Below are 19,814 nucleotides of genomic sequence, written 5' to 3' on the forward strand. Positions count from 1 at the left end.
AAAACGGGGTATCAACGACAGGTTAGGGCCAATGGGAGCATACAAAAACGGGAAGCTGCGAACAGCTTCCCGTTTCGATTCAACAATCTTGCTTAAAGCACGGTGTGCTTACTGTTCGCGTAAGATTTTCAGCATACGCTTAAGCGGCTCGGCAGCACCCCATAACAACTGGTCACCAACACTGAAGGCAGATAGGTATTCGCCACCCATATTCAGCTTGCGTAGACGACCAACCGGCACTTGCAGCGTACCAGTCGCAGCAGCAGGCGTTAGGCCAGCAACAGTGGCGTCTTTGTCGTTCGGGATCAGTTGAACCCACTCATTATGCTTAGCGATGCGATCTTCGATCTCGTCAAGCGGTACATCCTGCTTCAGCTTAATGGTGAACGCTTGACTGTGAGAACGCATTGCACCGATACGCACGCAAAGGCCATCAATGGGAATCGGATTGTTTTGCAAACCTAAGATCTTATTGGTTTCAACACTGCCCTTCCACTCTTCACGGCTTTGGCCGTTATCAAGCTTGGTATCGATCCATGGCAGCAGGCTGCCCGCTAACGGTGCTCCAAAATTATCCGTGGGGAAGTCGCCGCTGCGCATCGCAGCAGTCACTTTACGGTCGATATCCAGAATCGCACTAGAGGTATCTTTAAGCTCTTCGCCTACGCTATCGCGCAACTGCCCCATCTGGTTCAACAGCTCGCGCATGTGCTTTGCACCTGAACCGGAAGCGGCTTGGTATGTCATGGAGGTCATCCACTCAACCATATCTGCTTCAAACAAGCCACCCAGCCCCATCAGCATCAGGCTCACGGTGCAGTTACCGCCGACAAAGGTTTTAGCCCCCTTCGCTAGCTGGTCATCGATCACCTTACGGTTGACCGGATCAAGAATAATGGTCGCTTCGTCTTCCATGCGCAGGGTGCTGGCCGCATCAATCCAGTAGCCTTTCCAGCCCGCCTCGCGTAAGTCTTTATAAACCGGCTTGGTATAGTCGCCACCTTGACAGGTAACTACCACATCCAGCGCTTTTAACGCATCAATATCAAACGCGTCTTTCAGCGGAGGCACGTCCACGCCGATATCGGGGCCAGGCTGACCAACTTGGGAGGTGGTGAAAAATACCGGTTCAATACCGTTAAAATCACCATCATCCTGCATGCGCTGCATCAGCACCGAGCCAACCATGCCACGCCATCCCACGAAACCGACTTTCAACATGTGAAGTCCTCCAACTAAGAATGAGAGCCATATTATACACAAATATTAGACACGACGTCGGCCACCCCTGGGTGGCCGACTGTTAATACCTTTCAGCGTCAATTAGTTAGCACGCTTTATACATAATTTAATCTTTTGCGAAGGCCGCCAATACTGCATCGCCCATCTCAACGGTAGATACACGGCGCGTACCTTCTGAGGCAATGTCAGCAGTGCGCAAACCATTATCCAACACACTACCAACAGCGGCTTCAATACGCTCAGCCATAGCGGTTTCGTTCAATGAGTAGCGCAGCATCATCGCCACAGACAGCATCATGGCCAATGGGTTAGCAACATTCTGCCCAGCGATATCCGGTGCGCTACCGTGGCAAGGCTCGTACATGCCCTGGCCACTCTCGTTTAGCGACGCCGATGGCAACATACCGATAGACCCGGTAAGCATGGCAGCGGCATCAGAAAGAATATCGCCAAACATGTTGCCGGTCACCACCACATCAAACTGTTTTGGCGCGCGCACCAGCTGCATAGCGGCGTTATCTACGTACATATGGGAAAGCTCAACATCCGGGTACTCCGGTGCCAAACGCTCCATCACTTCACGCCACAAAATAGTGACTTCAAGCACGTTGGCTTTATCTACCGAGCAGAGTTTTTTGCCGCGCTTCTGAGCCATTTCAAAGGCGACACGGCCAATACGCTCAATTTCGCTCTCAGAATATATGTAGGTGTTAAAACCCACCCGCTCACCATTACGCTCTTCAATGCCACGTGGCTGGCCGAAGTAAATGCCACCAGTAAGCTCACGGACAATCATAATATCCAGCCCAGCGACTAACTCCGGCTTCAAACTAGAGGCGCTAGCCAGCTGCGGATAAAGCATCGCCGGGCGTAGGTTGCCGAATAAACCCAGGTTTTTACGCAGACCTAGCAGGCCTTTTTCAGGACGCTTGGAAAGGTCCTCTAGCTTGTCCCACTTAGGACCGCCAACAGCGCCAAGCAAAATAGCGCTGGCCGCTTTGGCTTTTTCAAGGGTTTCCGCAGGCAGTGGCTCACCGTGAACATCGTAAGCAGAGCCACCAACAAGGCCCTCTTCGACCTCGATATCCAAACCAGCTTCCTGGCAGGCCTTCAGCAAGCGCGCCGCCTGGGCCGCAATTTCAGGGCCAATACCATCACCCGGCAGCAGTAATACCTTATGAGTCATGCAATTTCCTTAGCATTTCAAACGTTAAAGGTGAATGAACGCTTACGCAGGCTGACGGAATAACCACGGACGCTGCTGGCGGTGTTTTTCTTCAAACGCGCGAATTGCGTCTTCGTCCTGCAGAGTAATACCAATATCATCCAGTCCGTTCAGCAGGCAGTGCTTGCGGAACTCATCCACCTCAAATTCGAGAATTTCGCCACCAGGTGTAATGACCCGCTGATTTTCTAAATCTACGTCTAACTGATAGCCTTCACTGCCTTCCACTTCCGTAAACAGGCGGTCAACTACGTCTTCTTCCAACGTAATCAACAGAATGCCGTTTTTGAAAGCGTTGTTATAGAAAATATCGGCAAAACTTGGCGCAATCACCACTTTGAAACCAAAGTCTTCCAACGCCCAAGGCGCGTGCTCGCGGGAACTGCCACAGCCAAAATTACGACGCGCCAGTAACACTTCAGCGCCTTGGTAACGCGGCTGGTTTAATACAAAATCAGGGTTCAGCGGGCGCTGTGAACAGTCTTGCCCTGGCTGGCCTTCATCTAAATAGCGCAGCTCATCAAACAGGTTCACGCCAAAGCCAGTACGCTTAATCGACTTCAAAAACTGCTTCGGAATAATCAAGTCGGTATCGACGTTAGCGCGGTCAAGTGGCGCTACCACACCTTCTAAACGTTCAAATTTTTTCATGGTTTAGGCCTCCTGCGCGTGGCTGGCGTCGTTAGCGGGTAAGGTACGTACATCAACAAAGTGGCCAGCGATCGCTGCTGCTGCGGCCATCGCAGGGCTTACCAAGTGCGTACGACCGCCGTAGCCCTGACGACCTTCGAAATTGCGGTTAGACGTCGATGCACAGTGCTCACCAGCACCCAACTTGTCGGCATTCATTGCCAAGCACATGGAGCAACCCGGCTCGCGCCACTCAAAACCTGCCTCAATAAAGATTTTATCCAAGCCTTCCGCTTCTGCTTGGCGCTTCACTAAGCCAGAACCCGGCACCACCATGGCCAACTGAATAGAATCAGCGACTTTGTTGCCTTTAGCCACTTTGGCGGCTTCGCGTAAGTCTTCAATACGCGAATTAGTACAGGAACCAATAAACACTTTATCAAGCTTGATATCAGTAATTTTCTGGTTCGCCTGCAACCCCATATATTCGAGGGCGCGGGCGTGGCTGCGCTGTACCGTCTCATCTAACGCAGCCTTTGGGTCGGGCACCTGGCCAGAAATACCGGTGACCATTTCAGGGCTAGTGCCCCAGCTTACCTGCGGTTCAATCTCTTCAGCTTGCAGAGTAACCACTTTATCGAACTGTGCGTCGGCATCAGAAACCAACTGACGCCAGTCCGCCACAGCTCCTTCCCACTGCTCGGCGGTGGGCGCAAATGGACGCTCGGCAAGGTAGTCAATCGTCGTGTCATCAACGGCAATTAGGCCCACACGAGCACCAGCTTCAATCGCCATGTTGCACACGGTCATGCGGCCTTCCATAGACAGCGATTCAATCGCGCTGCCCGCAAACTCAATCGCATAGCCCGTGCCACCAGCGGTGCCGATCTTACCGATAATCGCCAACACTACATCTTTAGCGGTCACGCCCAGGCCAAGCTCGCCTTCCACACGCACCTGCATGTTCTTCATTTTTTGCGCCAGCAAACACTGGGTCGCCATGACGTGTTCAACTTCCGAGGTACCAATACCGTGTGCCAAAGCACCAAACGCACCGTGGGTAGCGGTGTGGGAATCGCCACATACCACAGTCATTCCTGGCAACGTTGCGCCCTGCTCTGGGCCTACCACGTGCACGATACCCTGGCGCGGGTCGTTGATTTTGAACTCTTCGATACCGTACTCAAGGCAGTTATCGTCCAGGGTTTGCACCTGAATTAACGACACAGGGTCTTTAATACCGCTATTGCCTTCAGCGCGCTCTTTTACCGTCGTAGGAACGTTGTGGTCAGGCGTTGCCAAGTTGGCATCTAAACGCCAGGGCTTGCGGTTAGCTAAACGCAGGCCTTCAAACGCTTGAGGCGAAGTGACTTCGTGCAGCAATTGGCGGTCGATGTAAATTAACGCAGTGCCATCATCACGCTGCTTCACCAAGTGCTGGTTCCAGAGTTTGTCGTAAAGCGTTTGACCTGACATGTTGCTCTCCTGGGCATTGCCCTGCTAGTTCGGTATGGCAGCCTCTACGTGCTGCTTAATAGTGCGATACATGCAGTGTCACGCGAGTCGCGCATAAAAGCAATTCATGTTATTCATAGTTTAGATTCCAAATTGGAATACATGTTTAACGCTACCTTTTTAGAAACTCTTTAGAAGAACCTGCTCAGGGAGTTGCGAGTGGATACCCAAAGCCTGCAAGCATTTCTGGCCGTTGCTGAAACCCAAAGCTTCTCCCGCGCGGCGGAACAGCTGTATTTAACACAACCCGCGGTAAGCAAACGCATCGCCACCCTGGAAGATCTGCTGGGCACGCGATTGTTTGACCGTATCGGGCGGCGCATTGCGCTGACCGAAGCGGGCAATGTATTACTTCCCAAAGCACAGCACATACTGTTTACCGTGGAAGATAGCCGCCGCGCACTCGCCAATCTTTCCGGCCAAGTAGGCGGCAAGCTGACGCTCGCCACTAGTCACCACATCGGTCTGCACCGTCTGCCGCCGCTATTAAAGCAGTACACTCACCGCCACCCAGAAGTGGCGTTGGACCTACATTTTCTGGACTCAGAGTTAGCCTACCAAGGAGTCGTCGACGGCACGCTGGAGATGGCGATCGTCACTCTCTCCCCCCACCCCGTCGAACACCTGCACGTGGTCGAACTATGGCGTGATAGGCTGTGCTTTGTCTGCGCCACTGACCATCCATTGGCCCAGCGCGTCAACCACCACCGCAGCCCGCTCAGCTTGGCTGAATTATGTGAATTCAATTGCGTGCTGCCAGGGGCAAAAACCTTTACCCGCACTTTAATTGGCCAGCGTTTTGCCGAAGCAGGCCTGCAGCTTCCTGTCAGCATGGCGACGAACTATTTAGAAACGCTGAAAATGATGTGCAGCGTAGGGCTTGGCTGGAGCCTACTACCCGAAAACATGATTGATAGCGATCTGGTCGAGCTAGACGTAGATACCGCGCCCATACAGCGCCCGCTGGGCTACCTCGTTCACACTAACCGCACACTTTCCAACGCCGCTAAAAAAATGATTGAGGAACTGGAGGAGGCACGACGCCACTGAGGCAATCGTTGCTAAGGCTGCTTTTCTTACTGGTGTTTACCTTTGAACACCGTGGATTTGCCAACACCATATACTGCGTTAGGCTTAATAAAAAACTAACCATTAAGGTAATTCAAAACTATTAAGGCAATTCAAAACTATTTGGGACAATTCAAAACTATGGGTACATCAGCAGAAACGTCCAACACTACCGCGTTCAGCACTACGCCCCCAACCATTCCACCCCTCACGCCTAAGCATATCTCGCTTTTTGAACAGCAGGGGTTAAGCATTAAACCGCTAGCACCACTTGGCATTGAAATTTACGGCGCTGATGTTCGCTCACGACTTCCCGACCCCGTCATTAAAGCGCTGGAAGTAGAAATGGCAAATCGCGGCTTCATCGTTTTCAAGCATCAAACTGACCTTTCTACGGATGAACTGGTTAATGCGAGTAAATGGTGGGGCGCTGGCGAAATCCATTCCACTCATGGCGTCCATCCTGCCACTCCCGATATGAACAGAGATATTTTCCGCTGTTCTAATGATCACCGCTACGGCATCTTAGGTGTCGGCCCACAGTGGCACAATGATGGGAGCTTCGAAGCCGACACCTTCTCCCACTCTGCCTATTATATGGCGCGAGCCCCGGAACACGGTGGCGGCACTCACTTCGCTCACCAAGGCGCCGCTTTCGATGTGCTGCCAAAGGAAAAACAAGCCTTTTGGGAACGTCTAGTCTCTGTGAATTCCGCCTCAGGCGTGAGTCATCCTGTTGTTCACACTCATCCCATTTCTGGGCGCAAGAGCGTCTGGTTACATCTAGGCATGACAGGTGCGGTGATCGAACGGCTGCCAGAAGACGGTGTGCCCATTAATGAACTTCAACGGCAGGCAGCTAACGTGGAGCAGATGCGCTTGCTCAATGAAGAAGAGCTCAAGCAGCTTTTCAATGATTATAACGACTTACTGAACGCCTCCTTTGAAAAAGGCTACGGCATTCGATATCACTACGATACTGGTGATTTGCTATACATTGATAACTGGGCTCTTGCACATAGGGCTGCACCTGAAGCGCATATGTCTGCCGAAGAGCAGGGGCTGCGCATTATGGATCGAGTAACAGTCAAAGCAAAACAGAACCTAGCCCCCCATTTTGGGCTGCCTCAGCATATTAATCTTGGTGGGCCACATCCATTTAATAACGACGGTGTCTGGAAAGCGGGTGGAATTGGATTTCGCTGGAAAGACGATATCCCAATGCAAAACTGACTCAAAAATACATTGCAAACGGATCAGTATCGGCTTTCCAAAGCGACACTGATCCGGGCACAAGCAGGTGGCCTATGCTTGTAACGTCAGACTCAAAGCCTCGTAACAACTCATCACATTTCCTATTTTCCATGAACCAGCTTTGAGTAACTAGCACGCTCAATATCTATTACTTCGACGGTTAATGAGCAATCGTGAAGTTCAAGTTCTTGAAGTTGTGTTAATACCGCCGTTGAAAGCATATGTTTCTGGTCAGAAGTTCTACCCGACAAAATCTTTAAAATCACATGTATAAAATCAGATTTTTCCTGCCCCGTCAGATAGTTTTGATAAGCGATTGACCTTACTTTTATGTCACTGCCATCAGTCTCAAATAGCGCCGACTTCATGGCACCTAAAAATACCAATGGCAATATCAACTCACCGTCCAACGATGCCGAATGTTCAACAATGCAATGTGGCATGGCTGCTCCAAAAATATAAAGTTATTGTTCTTTCTATCGATTGCTCTACCAGTTTCTCACCATTTTATAGCACCATTTACAATACGCTCCTGGTTGGCGATAAGTCATATCGATAGAATATCTCTAGATACTCGTAGACCAGATAAAAAAGCTCCATGCGCGGTCCCGAAATAATCTCTGTCGGTCGCTTCCCCGGCAAAAAATAACTGTTTATTCAACGCGCTAGCTAGGGCATCGCGCATCACGGGGGTTGAACCTAGGGCATTGTAAGAGTACGAACCTCTCGTAAAGGAATCAGATGCCCAGCGCGTGATCTGATAGTCGACGGGCTGCGGTATATCGGCACCAAAGATAGTCCTCAACGTTTCCATAGCACTCGCCACAATCTGCTCGTCTGACCATGCTTCAATGTCACGCCCACGATCAGCGGCATTAAACCCTAGCAATATTGGCATGTTTACCGCTCGCTGAAAGCTAACCCATTCAGTCCACTCGCCATGCTTTGCCGAAACATATTCAAGCCAATCCATGTCCTCAGGCCAGAAGGCTTGCTCAAATCTAAGGTAGCACTTATTCAACACCCCCATGCCAAGCTTGCTAATAGCATTTCGCTTTTCTTCGGGTAACGCTGGAACGAAGCGCACATCATTGTGTTGCAGCACACCGAGTGGCAGTGTGACAACAACCCGATCAGCTATAAATTCATTGTCTGTGGTGCGGACGCTGACCGCTGATTCATCCTGCCACTTTATTTCGTTGACCACCTGAGACAGCCTAATGTCGACATCCTGCGCCAAATACTCGGTGATGACGCTGAATCCCTGTGCAAACAAAACATCATCCCCATCGAACTCTTCTGCACTGTCGTACCAATATGATGAAAGACGACTCGCACTCCCCGCATACTCTTGTTCAATGTTTCCCGACAAGCAGAAACTCATGAAGCGTAGCGCTTCTGGATCGCTTGCGAAATTTTTCTCAAGCAAGTTGACCACCTGCCTGATAGAGGTGTCTGCATCCGCACTCTGTGCTTTGCGCAATGCAGCAAACATTCTTCTCCGGACAGCCTCAAGTTTGGCTTCTTCGACTTCCGAGAATGCTTGACCGTCGGTAGTGTAAGTAACGGCTCGCTCGTAGCTTGTCACCAAGCGCCTCGCCCCCAATTGATCGGCCAGCTCGCTAATTGGATTACCAGAAACACCGTGAATCCACGTCGCGCCCATATCAAGGGGTACGTCAGGCCATTTCTTGCTCGTCCAGATTCGGCCACCAATACGGTCTCGCGCTTCCAACACAATCACATGATGCCCCGCCCCCATGAGCTCTTTTGCCGCCACTAACCCCGCCAAACCGGCCCCGATAACCACAATCCGCTGACGACCATTACCGATGGTCTTGTCATCATCACCGCCACGCCCACTGGCCTTACTACTAACGAATACCAGAGCCAGCAATTTCAGAAAATCACGCTTGTTCATGAAACACCTCACCCCTCACAGTGGTGATGCATAATGCCCGCAGCACGCGCGGCTTTAGTGACGGCGAAGCCGCAACGAAAGAGGCGTCACCGTGCTTGGTCTTGTTGGGGCTTTTTTCGTATACTTGTACGGAAAACCCGTACATAAAGGTGCCGTTATGGACACAATTAGCGTAAACAAATTCAGGGATAACCTTAAAAGTGTTGTAGAGCAAGTAGTTAGCAGGCACGAGCCGCTCAAAGTAACGCGACGAGCCGGAGAGGCTTTCGTGGTAATCAGCGCTGAGGACTGGGAGCGAGAACAGGAAACCCTCCACGTGCTCCAAAACAAGAATCTCATGCAGCAGATTAGCGACTCTCTTGACACCCACAGCAGTAAAACAGGCTATAAACCGACGAGCGAGCAAATGGATGAGATCACTGGTCTTTGAGGGCAACACTTGGGAAGCGTATGAGGTTATGCGCGAAAAAGACAAACGATTACACAAAGCCTTGTGCAAATTGCTTAAGGAAATGCTGCGATCAAATGCCCCCTCCTCTGGCCTTGGAAAACCTGAACCTCTAAAGCATAACCTCTCTGGCCTGTGGTCTAAGCGGATATCACAGAAAGATCGTTTAATATATCGATTCGATGACAGGTCCATTTATATATTCGCTATTGGTGGTCACTACGATCAGTCCTAACAACACTGTAGTCCTCCTTTTTTCGAGCCACGTCTTCGCGGGTGTCTCGCTGCTCGTTCCTCGCAGATTCGTTACGCGCTACACGTTGCTTTCATTGGGCTTTCATTGGTTATAACGGCGCGGCCAATGTTGGCGGCATTATCATCGCGCGCTGAAGCGCCCTCCCACAATAATTCGCGGCCTGTGGGCAGCATCAGGCACCGCGCTACGAGAATTCGACTTTTCTTTCGGTAAACGCCCTCTTCGCTTCTCTTGCGCTAGCCAACGGTTAAGAATCCTATTAGCCTGCTAACTCAACCAGTAAGGGATTGAGATGCAAGAGACAACGATGCGGCAGTGGGTGGCGGGTGTGCTGGTGCAGATGGCGTGCTGCGCACGTGGCTGGGGGGTGCACTTTTCGGCACTATTTTGAATCTTTCAACGATTTTTATGGTGGGCGACCGCTTAGGCTTAGCTAGGCGCTCACTGCTAACCACGCCCCAGCTGTTAGCGCTGAACCGTGGGCTTTCAAGTGCGGCATTGCGGTCGCCCTTCTTTGCCTCTATGGCGGTGGTGATTGCGCTGGTACCAGAGTTACAGTACGGCCAGATTGCGCTGATTGGGTTTCCGTTGGCGATGCTTTCAGAGCTGCTAACGACGTTAGAGCTTAGGCGGCGGTTTGATTTAGCCGAAGTGGATAGCTTTTCACTTTCGCCACGCCGCCAGCCGCGACGGGCGGGTGTCCATTGATCTGTTGGGCGACTATGTGGGTCGCTTACTCACCGATGACTATGAAGGCTATGCCGAGATCGTGCGCCGTAATGGAATCATCCATGCAGGCTTGCTGGGCGCATGCCCGGCGTAAGTTCGTGGACGTCCAGAAAGTACAGCCCAAAGGCAAAACTGGCAAAGCAGACTGGGCACTGAACCAAATCCGTAAGCTGTATGGCGTGGAAAAACAGGCAAAGGCCCTTGGACCCGACGCGCGTCAGGCGCTGCGTGAACAGAAGAGCCGTCCCTTAATCTATCAACTGCGCACCTGGCTCGACAAGTCACTGGCCCAGGTGCTACCCAAAAGCACGCTGGGTAAAGCCCTGCACTACTTGGACAAGCAGTGGCCCCGCCTGATCCAGTTCCTGGAAGATGGTCTGATCCCGCTGGACAACAATCCGGCAGAGAATGCTGTCCGACCGTTCTGGTGGGGCGTAAAAACTGGCTGTTCAGCCACACCTCGAGCGGTGCTCATGCCAGCGCGGCCATCTACAGTCTGATCGAAACCGCCAAAGCCAATGGTCTCTCGCCCCATGACTACTTACAGTACGTCTTCGCGACACTGCCTACCCTAGACAATGATGTCTTCAGTACGCTGTTGCCCTGGCAGTGGAAAGAGACATTACCGGTCTAAGCGAAATCTACATAGATGGGATTAGTGGATCGCTTACCAGGCGACAGCCTCTATGAGATACCCTGACTCGTTAAAACGCAGTTTCAAACGACCAACCCACAAGTAACCATCATGTTCAAATGGCTCCCAGGACAACTGAGCACCTTGCGCTGCCTGAACTATTTGATCTCGCGACGCGCTGCCATCACCTACAACTTCAATAATTGCGAGGGCTTGCGAAAGTGCTCGTTGGCTGTCCTCATACGATGCCCGTAGATATGTATACGAAACACCAGCGTCTACTACCCAGTAGGCCCACCAAACGTTCGTTGCAACCAGTGAAACCAAAAGCAACGCAATGGCGATTATGGGTTTTCTCACAAATCACTCCATCAGCTTAATGAAGAATATCAACGTTCAATAATAGCTCACTGCTTGCTTCTTATGAATAATGCAGTCTGAGTACGCGGCATTAGAGACTACTCCGTAGCCTCTTCTAAACTCTTTAATGGAATCCACCCCGAACTCTGTACTGATAGGTTTTTCACACCATCGCCAGCCGTTCAAAAACCTTTTACCAATAGCAGTTCACCTGCCAGCACGTTAAGTGTCTACTAGTATTATCAAGCACAGCAATGACAAGGGTTTCGGGGTCTTTCTAAGTTACAAACTTGTCAAAGGCTGCTGACATTGCCAGTGATTTCCTGAAACCGAGCTTGTAGGTATCGAACTTGATGCGAGTGCTCAACAAACATTTCTTTCAATCGCTGTGAGTTGTGCTCATCGAGAATAGGAGTCTAACCATCACGGGGTTTATCGATGAGCCTGTCAAGTCCCAACGTTTTTCCATTGTTTCAATGTATTCAGTGTTACAGATAGAGTAAAAGGGGTTTCCATCATAAGCTAAGAGCAATATTGGCAAACGCACGAGCTCGATACTGCTCTTGCGCGATACCTGATGCGAGCACCCCTGCTTTAGCAAACTGCCCCATCATTGCTCGCAATCTAGTGATATCAAGCAGTATCAAGGCAGTTTGTAATTCATTATCTACTTCCTTAGCCATATGTTCGAGCATCAACAACAAACGATCAGCATCAGACTCATTATTTTGAGCAATATAGGCGCTTGCTATGTCACCCAGAAGGTGAAAATCATCACTCATGTTATTCATGCGCAAAATAATGCTCTCAGCGTCTTCCGGCATATTCGCAAACACCAAATCACGAGCAATATTTCTTAATAAACTATCACGAGTTCGCGGAAAAGTACTTTCAATATTATCTTGGAGTTCAAGCGCTTCAGTATATTGACCATCACGTGAAAGAGCAGAACCAATTGCCATGTAATGCTCCATTCGCTGTAATTCATCGATAGTGATTTTTGCAATGCGCGCAGCCTCAGAAAATTCTTTTGCATCAATTAGAGAGTTAATTATTAAATGAACACCTAAATCATAGCCAAACTCATTGGAGTGATAAGCGAGCAACTCTTCAGCATAAGCGATTAAACCAGCCTCAGCACTTACTTTAATCATATCGTTCAAAACATTATTGCGGTCAAATTCGATTTCAAATGAATCAAGCCTCTCACTAATATCAAACGCGAAATCGCAACTTTCATGTGAGTGCCCAGCTTGCAGCCTCGCTAATGAAATGTCGTGTAACACCCATTTACGATGCTGATCACCTAACCGGTTTGCAAGCTGCTGCGCTTTTATCCAATAAACATTAGCGCCATCCGCTTCATTCCAATCTTCCTTAGCAATCGCAATCCGAAGCAAACTGCTAATCTGATAGGAAGTGTCTAGGATACGATTCGAAACACATTCGGCATCTTCAAACTGACTTTCTTGGGCATAAAAGTCCACAATCGCTAAAAGAGCGGCGCTTTGATAACTATCAGACTCCACGGTGAGTGCCACTCGCTCAGCTTGTTTGGCATCTCCTGCTTCTAGCAAGCTTGCGGTAACTCTAACCAGCGCATCATCTTGAACCACTGGATAGGCTTGAATAGCTGCTATTAACTCTAACGCTTTTGGTATGTTTCCTAACTCAGCAATAAGCACAGCAATATTGGCTGCAGTTTTATCGCGTTGAAACGCTTCTTGGATATTGGCCAATAAAGACAAGGTATTAAACTGAGTTTGATGATCATATTCACTCCTGAATACCATCGTAACTAAATCACTAACAAAACGATCATTGTTTGCACGCTGATCTATACCATTCAGGACACGCAGAGCCTCTTCAAGATGCAGTTTTTCAGCATAGATAAGTGCAATATGACCCTGAGCATTTGCTCGCATCGAGGAAAACTCACTAATACCTGAATCATCAGAAGAAACACTTGAATGACCGATTTGAGCTGCTACATGCTCTGCTGCTGAAAACTCTCCCTGACGCGCTAAAAAAAAGCAAAATTGTTTAGCTCACTGTTCCTTGAAGCATCAGTAGAGTGTAATAAAAGCCGTTCTGCCATAAACAGCAAACACTCCCGCGGGTACATGCCATCACAAACTTCTGCTACCTGCTCGGATACTGCGACTGCATCGTTACCTACCTCTCTTACACTCAGGTAGTTGTGTAGTTGAGGCCAAATCGATCCTACAATTTCTGAGCTTTCAGCAGCTTTAACATTCAAAGAGAGCAAAAAAATCAGAATAAGTTTAGTAAGAAAAGGCATTAGTATTCCTCATAAAAGAAATCAATATGAAATAGGCTACACTCTCTAGCATTATAGCTTTTTTGGCTTTCCGCTCTAACGAGCACCAAGTTTGCACCTGACTTAATCATAAGATCCATTTCATCTGGCTGAGTGAGTGCATTCAGATGAACTGTAAACCGCCGACCACACACGCCGCCTTGACAAGAAATAAACCCTTTACTAAACAAGGCACCTTTACAACTGTCTTGATACTTAATTATTTTCATTTTTTGAGGCAAGGTAAACCATACCAAAGGATGCCAAGCCGAGCGATATTGGTACTCTTTAGGAATAACAAAAAAAACTACAACCGCTACTATTACCAAGAGTGTCAATATAGATACAGATACTTTTTTCATATTATTTATATATCAATGATAAATAACCAATTAAGATCATTGAATCTCAAGCCACTTGATAGAATATTCTTGCTCATATACTATGCCGAAGAACAACAAGATGACAACTAAAGCAATATATATTTTTTTATTAGGGCTTAAACGAACTTAAATTATCACCGTAAAAAACAAACTTCCCGGCAACCAAAATCTGGCTTCTAAGCTGTTGAGCGAAAAGGCCGTGCGTATTCGTTCAAAATTGATTTCGTTGTCTTGGCTTTCTGCCCGTCCAAAATTTAGAAAAACTTCAGCTAAGTATAAAAGCCCTTCAGTGCTAGCAGTAATTACAATATAATCAGCAGGTGTGTTTTGTTTATAACGCACTTGGTCGTTTTGCTAATCATAGTTAAAACTGGAAATGTGAAGATCTTCTACGTCATTAAAGGGATAGCGGTCTACATATCTTAAAAAACAACTAAACGACTTCATTGCTAGGGTATGACTGTATTTTAAGCCACAGTAGTCGATAGGTTTTTTCGCTCCTCTGTAAACATATAGCTTTTTTATCCCCGAACTGGGATGGGATAATTCAATTTCTAAAACATTGGTTTGGGTGAGCACCATTCCCACCAAGTCCACACCCCAGCGGATAAAACTATCTTTATAGCCACAAAACTCTACATTTTTTTGATGCTCAACAATCTCAACAGGATATTCATCTTCATAAAAATAGCCAGAAAAACGACCATTCCCTTCAAGCACTACCAGTTCTGAACAGTTCAATTGATCACTCTAGTTTTCAAAGTCTTCTTTTTTAAAATAAACCGCTCGTCTAAACTTAGTTTCTTAAGTCTATCAGTTAAGTTTTTTTCATTGTCTTTCGCCTGAATTTAAAGGTAATAAAAAAAGCAAAGCAATCCCTACACTCCCAAAAACATAGAAATACCACTTATTTAAAACAAGGTAATTCAGTATGTCTATATAAGGCCAAGTGGTACCACGCAAGTGCATAGATTCAGTAGCGACAAAGAAACACATCCAAATATAAAATAGGATATTGACAAAAATAACGATAAACCAGAATACTATCTTTCTGGAAAATTGAGTAGATGCCCAAGCGACTAAAAATGCAAGAATTAGTGAGAGCAGCAGATAGAAATTAGGGGCATCGCGATAAACACCACCTGAATTAAGCTCAAGCTCGCTAAATTGACTTCTATATGTAATTTCAAAAAGATACACGGGTAGTGAAAATGCAACAAAATAGAGTAGTATTGATAGTGATTTTTTCATATTCGAACTTTAACTAGGCTTACAGGGCATTGAAATAATTGCTCCATTGCGTTGATAAACTCTGTTTTGGCTTCCCAATGAGTGTTCCACAGCATGATGCCAATGTTGCTGAATCCCATTCGGGCTCTATGCTGTAGCAGACGATGTGTGTTATGTTTTGGTAATACGGGCATTGAAAGGTATTTTGTCCAGTTTCCAATCCAAGTAAAGGCAGTTTTTTGGTCTATTTTTTTTTGCAGTTTGGGCAATTCATCTTGAGATACATTCCTTCGGCTGGATGAAAAACTCTTCGTTTGTTTCCTGCGGTAATTTCTAGGCCGTGGGTAATTATGTTTTCTCGATAAGCCCAGCGTTCGCGATCTACAAAGAGTGAGGCTATTTGGGGTTTAGTTGGTCTAATTCAAAAAGTTGTTCTTGGGTGAGGTAATATTCCCGAAGCTTGAAGTGAAAACGCTTGTCTTTATCTATAGCTTTAAAAAGGGCTTTATAGTCTTCAAAAGGTGTTCGTTTATTCAACTCATTATTTGCCAAATCAAAGTCTTCATCAAAATCCAATGAATCTTCTTCTTTTGGTTCAACATAATTGCCTACTTCGTCCCAAACGCCTTTTTCTTCAAAGCATTCGATACTTACTTGAATATCTTCTTCGGCTTCTTCGTATTTATGGGCTAATTCGATGAATTCTTCTTTTGTGAGGGCTACTAAATCAGCATTAAATAATTCATAGATTATTGCACCTGCTTCCAAGCCTTCCTCTTGGTACATTTTGGTTAAGAAGGCCTTATCTGCCTGTTTTTTATCGCCTGTTTTGGCAATGATGTCCTTTTTAAATGCAATTGCTCTTTTGTAGTATTCATCGGCTTCGATAGCTTTATGGCTTCTGTAGCTTAGTTCTTGGTCAAACGCTACATCTGTAAAATCAAGTGAGTCGAGTTGAGACAGTATGGGGGATTTTGCTAAATTCTTGATGAAATTGCCGTGGGTATAATTACTTTGAACCGTGATGCGCTTAAGATTAGAAAATACTACTTCAAAAAGACGCTCATCTGCCGGAGTAGGTACCTCAAACTTGTAAATATTAGGCATCTTTTTTAGCAATTGTGTTACCGAATTGTCAAAACTATAATCTTGATTTTGGGTAATAATAGGGGTGTTGTGGTCGCCACGAAGATAGAGTTGCACCTTAAAACTTATAAGGTTTTGAAATACCGCTTCGCTTTCGATGAGCCGGGTAAAATTCCAATCTCGTGTGCCATTGGCACCTACGTCATAATTGGTAAAGTGTAGGGAGCGAATTTTGTCGGGATGGTCTAAAATAATATCCAAGCACCAATTGAAAACCTCTGCAAAATACTCTCCCTTTTTGAAATTTTATCAGGGTTATATTTTGGCGACTCTTCTCTATTACAAGAGTAATATCCGTTTTCATATGCATACCAAGTTATGTCATAATGCCCCCCGCTTTCGCTAAAATTAACTGTGTTGAAAAATAGCGTCTCATTCTCGGAAAAATAGTCGCTGTAGTGTTTTGCTTTTGCATATTGCAGTTCAAAAATTAGTTGGTTAAACTTTTCTAGTTGTTGTTTCATATTGTTTGACTTCAGATTAAGTAATTTATTTTCTCTCTTCCCATTTTTCAATGATACCGCCATAGTCATCACTGTAAAAAAAGTCGCCGCTTTTTAGTTTTTTTAGGTATTGGTTAAATAAATCTTCAAGCGAAAAGGCTTCTACTGAACGTGCCGAATCATCGTGCCACATTCTTATAATCTGACCATATAAACCACCATCGGCAGGGTCTAAATCCAAGCACAAGTGGTTGCCATTACCATCATTGGTAATGGGTATCCATTTGGGGTTCCACCAATTGTTTTTTATATGTGGATGTGGTTCGCTAGTGTAGGACGTGCCATCGGGATGTTGAAAGTACTTGTTATCCAAAAGTTGTTTCCATACCGACCATTCTTGAATAATACGGTCTATGCTCAAAAGTTCTTCGGTGTAGTAAAAAGGGGGGAAGCAGTTTTTTTGTCCATTGTGCAAGACATAAAGACGTTTAAAGCCATCGGGTAATGTAGCTCCTATAAGGTATTCAAGTTTTTGAAAATCTTGGGGGCTTGCTCCTGTGTTCATTTCAATAGTGATTTTAGGGGCAATGATTTTGAGTTCTTGGGCTAGTGCATCCCATAGTTCTTGGCTGCTTAGAATAGACATTGTATAATTACCGTTTTCAAAATCTTTTTGCTCTTGTTTAAATAGCTTTTTCATTTGTATAGGGTAGTAAAATAAAAAAGCCGTTATTATTAAAAAGACAACAAGCATTAATGCTATCATAATTCAAATACCAACAATCACAGATATTAATTTAAGACAAATTTCACTTTTTAAACCCCCTACTCCTCTATTCAAAAAAAATCGAAAATGAAGCATTAATCCATAGTATAGATTCGCTTTATTATTGACCTTGATTACAATATAAATATTTTTATTTTATCAATAGACTTCTGATTAACTCACTTTTGCGAGACAGACTGATTATTAAATCTCTTCCCTCACTCACTTAACAATGATAAATTTACGTGAATTGGTTGCTGCAACTTCAAATCTTCAAATCGGCCTGCAACATAGCCTCCTCTCAAGATATTGTTTTCAAATACTCGACGGCCTGAATAGATGTTTAAAAAGAAATAATAGTTCTCATCAGAAAGTCTATCAAACGCCTCTCTTGAAATAATAGCGTCGGTAAAGCGAACTTCTCCTGCCTGCCCTATTTCAAATCTATACTCTCCAAGGAACACACTACGATAAGGGGAATTTTTTCTATTTGAATGAAAAGGGGTGCCAGGTCCATCAAAATAAAAGGTTCAAGAGATAACTTCACCTGATTGAGTTAGTTTTAGCTCAGCAGCTTCAGTTAGTTTAATATGAAGGACAATCTCAGGTACAGGCAAAGCACTCCTGAACTTGAAGCTAGTCAACGATATGCACATTATCATAATAAGTAAAAGTCTGATCGTCATTCCACTTCCCAGCTGAAAGCTTGACATTAACCACAGTATAGATTACACCTTAGATTTACACTATTCTGTGGATATATCTACTATGATCTATCGATTTTTTTATATCGCCGTTATAGCTAGTTTCAGCATGCTTGCCAATGCACAAGACTGCCCCTCGGAGCTCGATAAGGGCATAAAACTCATCAATAAAATCGATGGATATAGTTTAGAGTTCCGTCCAGTTGACAACTCGCTCGTTAGCAGGAGTCGTATTTCCCAACCTATTGGGGAAGTTGAACAGCGCCAAATGGCTTATGGTCTATTGACTCTCAAAGTTGAAAACGATGGAGGTAAGGAGATTGCGACTCACGAGGCGGATCTCACAGATTTGATACAACTTGATGAAAATAATTTCTGGGCTTCCAAGGTTGTTTTTTCAACACAGGCTTTAGATGGTTCTACTATAAGATCGGACCACGGGCATAATCGCTTAGAATATCTTGATTCAACAACTCATCATATCGGTGAATGTCAGTATGATGTTTGGCATCTTTTACTCCGTCGAACTACTTTAACTAATCTTGACGGGTCTGAGATCGAATTAGAAAATTCTAATACGGTTTTTCATGCACGTATGGTGGAGTTCGAAGTCTATTGGTCCCCAATGCTTGGTATTACACTTACGCACACATTACCAGGTAATGCATTTGAACCAGGTGAATGGATTGTTTTTGATAAGATTCAACAGTTATTTTGATCACTGGTAAGTTAATATTTATTACTCAACCAGTTAAATTAATATTCACTTATTTGCACAAATAAAAACCTCTGCTGATGACCTGTAAAGCCTAGCCGGGGTTTTATCTTCGAGCTGAAGCTTAATGTTCATTTCCTCAGATTATCTCTTGCCTGAGCTTAAGGGTAAAAGGCACCGTTTTCTCTTGGGGATCAGTAACAGTGAGAGATGGTCAAGGCTTCAAAGATAGAGTAACCATCTTTAGTACGTACCGTTATGAAAGCAAGAACGAAACCATCAGGAAGGCAATGGCCCTTCTATACTGGGTGTGTTGGTAAGAAATACTGTTCTGCCTATCGGCAGGCTGCATGGATGTGTTTACTTCCCTCTAGCAGCATTTCTCCCCACCCAGTCACTTGTGTGCTGTGGCGCCACTACTTATATGGTGATAGCTAAGTACCATGAAAGCATGCTACCGCCCCGGTACAACTGGGACGCGTTAACTCGCTCCGCTGGCGACCGTTTGGTTTGTGTTGTTCTTGTCTAATGCTATATTAAACAAACTATGCACTTTTGGCACAACTCTTTTTTCTTTGGCATAGCAAAGCAGGAACGCCGCTTTGTTATGCTTCTATCGTTGTATGTGTTGATCCGTGCCCTTGCTCTTTCGCGGGTGTCTCACTGCTCGTTCCTCGCAGATTCGTTACGCGCTACACGTTGCTTTCATTGGGCTTTCATTGGTTATAACGGCGCGGCCAATGTTGGCGGCATTATCATCGCGCGCTGAAGCGCCCTCCCACAATCATTCGCGGCCTGTGGGCAGCATCAGGCACCGCGCTACGA

The 19,814-nt window shown here is 46.2% G+C and carries 19 protein-coding genes and 3 pseudogenes; 7 read left to right on the forward strand and 15 right to left on the reverse strand.

Annotation, left to right across the window (positions count from 1 at the left end; all coding sequences use genetic code 11):
* Positions 1-108: 108 nt before the first annotated feature.
* The 4 genes from asd to leuC form a co-directional block, all read right to left on the reverse strand.
* Positions 109-1,221, reverse strand: a complete 1,113-nt coding sequence (asd, locus tag M0220_RS00235; protein ID WP_030069325.1) for an aspartate-semialdehyde dehydrogenase — start codon at positions 1,219-1,221, stop codon at positions 109-111.
* Positions 1,222-1,348: 127 nt separating this feature from the next.
* Positions 1,349-2,428: a 3-isopropylmalate dehydrogenase gene (gene leuB, locus M0220_RS00240; protein WP_030069323.1), complete on the reverse strand. Its 1,080-nt coding sequence runs from the start codon at positions 2,426-2,428 to the stop codon at positions 1,349-1,351.
* A gap of 42 nt (positions 2,429-2,470) precedes the next feature.
* A complete protein-coding gene (gene leuD / locus M0220_RS00245) occupies positions 2,471-3,118 on the reverse strand; it encodes a 3-isopropylmalate dehydratase small subunit (protein WP_030069321.1) in 648 nt (215 codons plus the stop codon).
* A gap of 3 nt (positions 3,119-3,121) precedes the next feature.
* Positions 3,122-4,573 (reverse strand): 3-isopropylmalate dehydratase large subunit, encoded by a 1,452-nt coding sequence (leuC, locus tag M0220_RS00250; RefSeq protein ID WP_030069319.1) that lies wholly within the window; start codon positions 4,571-4,573, stop codon positions 3,122-3,124.
* A gap of 198 nt (positions 4,574-4,771) precedes the next feature.
* Between leuC and M0220_RS00255 the strand changes: the two genes are divergently transcribed.
* Both M0220_RS00255 and M0220_RS00260 read left to right on the forward strand, forming a co-directional pair.
* On the forward strand, positions 4,772-5,662 hold the full coding sequence (locus M0220_RS00255) for a LysR family transcriptional regulator (protein WP_030069317.1): 891 nt from the start codon (positions 4,772-4,774) through the stop codon (positions 5,660-5,662).
* A 159-nt stretch (positions 5,663-5,821) separates the two neighbouring features.
* Positions 5,822-6,913, forward strand: coding sequence for a TauD/TfdA dioxygenase family protein (locus M0220_RS00260; protein ID WP_264018349.1), 1,092 nt, complete (start codon positions 5,822-5,824; stop codon positions 6,911-6,913).
* A 122-nt stretch (positions 6,914-7,035) separates the two neighbouring features.
* On the opposite strand, the gene M0220_RS00265 is transcribed toward M0220_RS00260, so the two are convergent.
* Both M0220_RS00265 and M0220_RS00270 read right to left on the reverse strand, forming a co-directional pair.
* Positions 7,036-7,377 (reverse strand): 5-carboxymethyl-2-hydroxymuconate Delta-isomerase, encoded by a 342-nt coding sequence (locus M0220_RS00265; protein WP_264018350.1) that lies wholly within the window; start codon positions 7,375-7,377, stop codon positions 7,036-7,038.
* A 104-nt stretch (positions 7,378-7,481) separates the two neighbouring features.
* Positions 7,482-8,855, reverse strand: coding sequence for a flavin monoamine oxidase family protein (locus M0220_RS00270; protein WP_264018351.1), 1,374 nt, complete (start codon positions 8,853-8,855; stop codon positions 7,482-7,484).
* 157 nt (positions 8,856-9,012) lie between these two features.
* Here M0220_RS00270 and M0220_RS00275 point away from each other — a divergent pair, with 157 nt between their 5' ends.
* The 4 genes and pseudogenes from M0220_RS00275 to tnpC form a co-directional block, all read left to right on the forward strand.
* Positions 9,013-9,285, forward strand: coding sequence for a type II toxin-antitoxin system Phd/YefM family antitoxin (locus tag M0220_RS00275; RefSeq protein ID WP_030069309.1), 273 nt, complete (start codon positions 9,013-9,015; stop codon positions 9,283-9,285).
* Between the two features lie 28 nt (positions 9,286-9,313).
* A complete protein-coding gene (locus tag M0220_RS00280) occupies positions 9,314-9,538 on the forward strand; it encodes a Txe/YoeB family addiction module toxin (RefSeq protein ID WP_232222335.1) in 225 nt (74 codons plus the stop codon).
* A 348-nt stretch (positions 9,539-9,886) separates the two neighbouring features.
* A pseudogene (locus M0220_RS00285) lies at positions 9,887-10,237 on the forward strand (hypothetical protein); the annotation flags it as partial.
* Positions 10,227-10,922 (forward strand): annotated as a pseudogene (gene tnpC / locus M0220_RS00290) (IS66 family transposase); the annotation flags it as partial. The pseudogenes M0220_RS00285 and tnpC, both read left to right, overlap by 11 nt.
* Before the next feature lie 659 nt (positions 10,923-11,581).
* Here tnpC and M0220_RS00295 read toward each other — a convergent pair.
* The 9 genes and pseudogenes from M0220_RS00295 to M0220_RS00335 all read right to left on the reverse strand — a co-directional run.
* Positions 11,582-11,759: pseudogene (locus M0220_RS00295) on the reverse strand (IS630-like element ISHsp2 family transposase); the annotation flags it as partial.
* A gap of 38 nt (positions 11,760-11,797) precedes the next feature.
* Positions 11,798-13,207, reverse strand: coding sequence for a hypothetical protein (locus tag M0220_RS00300; protein WP_264018352.1), 1,410 nt, complete (start codon positions 13,205-13,207; stop codon positions 11,798-11,800).
* Between the two features lie 98 nt (positions 13,208-13,305).
* Entirely contained in the window at positions 13,306-13,584 is a 279-nt protein-coding gene (locus M0220_RS00305) for a hypothetical protein (RefSeq protein WP_264018353.1), read from the reverse strand.
* Positions 13,584-13,964: a hypothetical protein gene (locus M0220_RS00310; protein ID WP_264018354.1), complete on the reverse strand. Its 381-nt coding sequence runs from the start codon at positions 13,962-13,964 to the stop codon at positions 13,584-13,586. The genes M0220_RS00305 and M0220_RS00310 overlap by 1 nt, the downstream gene beginning before the upstream one ends.
* A gap of 375 nt (positions 13,965-14,339) precedes the next feature.
* Positions 14,340-14,726, reverse strand: coding sequence for a hypothetical protein (locus tag M0220_RS00315; protein WP_264018355.1), 387 nt, complete (start codon positions 14,724-14,726; stop codon positions 14,340-14,342).
* Positions 14,727-14,813: 87 nt separating this feature from the next.
* Positions 14,814-15,236: a hypothetical protein gene (locus M0220_RS00320; RefSeq protein WP_264018356.1), complete on the reverse strand. Its 423-nt coding sequence runs from the start codon at positions 15,234-15,236 to the stop codon at positions 14,814-14,816.
* Between the two features lie 375 nt (positions 15,237-15,611).
* On the reverse strand, positions 15,612-16,562 hold the full coding sequence (locus M0220_RS00325; protein WP_264018357.1) for a hypothetical protein: 951 nt from the start codon (positions 16,560-16,562) through the stop codon (positions 15,612-15,614).
* Complete coding sequence (locus tag M0220_RS00330; protein WP_264019246.1) at positions 16,547-16,888, reverse strand: hypothetical protein; 342 nt, start codon at positions 16,886-16,888, stop codon at positions 16,547-16,549. The genes M0220_RS00325 and M0220_RS00330 overlap by 16 nt, the downstream gene beginning before the upstream one ends.
* On the reverse strand, positions 16,851-17,558 hold the full coding sequence (locus M0220_RS00335; protein ID WP_264018358.1) for an SMI1/KNR4 family protein: 708 nt from the start codon (positions 17,556-17,558) through the stop codon (positions 16,851-16,853). Before M0220_RS00335 ends, M0220_RS00330 begins: the two co-directional genes overlap by 38 nt.
* A gap of 780 nt (positions 17,559-18,338) precedes the next feature.
* Here M0220_RS00335 and M0220_RS00340 point away from each other — a divergent pair.
* Positions 18,339-18,992, forward strand: coding sequence for a hypothetical protein (locus M0220_RS00340; protein WP_264018359.1), 654 nt, complete (start codon positions 18,339-18,341; stop codon positions 18,990-18,992).
* Positions 18,993-19,814: the final 822 nt, after the last annotated feature.

Source organism: Halomonas qinghailakensis (assembly GCF_025820815.1).
Taxonomy (GTDB): domain Bacteria; phylum Pseudomonadota; class Gammaproteobacteria; order Pseudomonadales; family Halomonadaceae; genus Vreelandella; species Vreelandella qaidamensis.